Annotated in this window: 2 protein-coding genes; both read left to right on the top strand. The window is 65.9% G+C overall.

The window, feature by feature from the left end:
- Positions 1–711, top strand: a 711-nt coding sequence (locus PVW46_RS14070) for an S-methyl thiohydantoin desulfurase family protein (protein WP_274576300.1), incomplete at its 5' end; no start/stop codon positions are given.
- The coding region (locus PVW46_RS14065; protein ID WP_274576299.1) for an S-methyl thiohydantoin desulfurase domain-containing protein at positions 711–1,111 on the top strand (401 nt) is incomplete at its 3' end. The genes PVW46_RS14070 and PVW46_RS14065, both read left to right, overlap by 1 nt.

Below are 1,111 nucleotides of genomic sequence, written 5' to 3'. Positions count from 1 at the left end.
GGTGACGGCATGGGCCGCGCCTTTCCCGAGATGCAGATGACCACCTATGCGATCTACGGCCATAATTCGACGCCCTCGGTCATGTGCGACCCGCATGGAAATGCGGTCTGCTTTGAACATGCCATCACCGAGAAATGGCATGAAACCATGGCGCGGGCCTGTGTCATTGCACAGGGCGGGGCCTCGGTTCTGGCCTCGGCCCCGATGAGCGGGGCCTTCTTCAAGGCGCACGCGATCCCGCACAGCTACACCCAAGCCATCGGCCTTGGCCAGGCGGTGCTGGACGCGCGCCGGGCGCATGAGGACCCGATCAAGGCGATCTGCGAACGCGAGGGCGGCAAGCATGTCTTCTCGGGCAAGATCAACGACCTCAAGCGGCACTTCGAACGCGGCTTCAACGTCGGCGTGGCCAGCATCGAGGGGCTGGACGATTGCCGCGGGTCCGTGGGTGAGATCACCATTCAAAACGAATTCCTGATCTTCCGCCGCGACGGAGAGATGCAGGCCTGCGTGCCCGACCTGGTGGTTGTCCTTGACCTGGATAGCGGCCTGCCGATCACCACAGAGGTTCTGCGCTACGGCCAGCGGGTCGCGGTCCTCGCCCTGCCCTGCCACGAGCTCTTGCGCACGCAGCAGGCGCTCGACGTGATCGGCCCCGCGGCCTTCGGCTTCCCGGAACTGGTCTACCGCCCACTTGCGGAAACCGCGTGATGGGGTTCACGGTATCCTCTGCCGACATGGAGGCCATCGCCCTTGGCGGTGCCTTCCTCGGCACCGGGGGCGGTGGTGATCCCTACATCGGCAAGCTGATGGCGCAGGCCGCGCTGGACGCGCACGGCCCGGTCACCGTTACCGACGTGGCGGAAGTGCCGGACGATGCGGTTTGCGTGCCTGTCTGCATGATGGGCGCGCCGACCGTCATGGTCGAGAAACTGCCCAACGGTGAAGAGGCCGCTGCCGCGCTTTCCGCGCTCGAAGCGTATCTCGGTACCAAGGTCGACTACCTGATCTGCATCGAGGCGGGCGGCCTCAACTCGACCATTCCCTTTGCGGTCGCCGCGGCGACGGGGCTGCCGCTGCTGGACGGTGACGGCATGGGCCGCGCCTTTCC

Origin of the sequence: Mameliella sp. AT18 (assembly GCF_028807275.1) — a bacterium.
Lineage (GTDB): Bacteria > Pseudomonadota > Alphaproteobacteria > Rhodobacterales > Rhodobacteraceae > Antarctobacter > Antarctobacter albus.
Note: the sequence above shows the minus strand (reverse complement) of the source record. Positions and strands in the feature narration are given on the sequence as shown.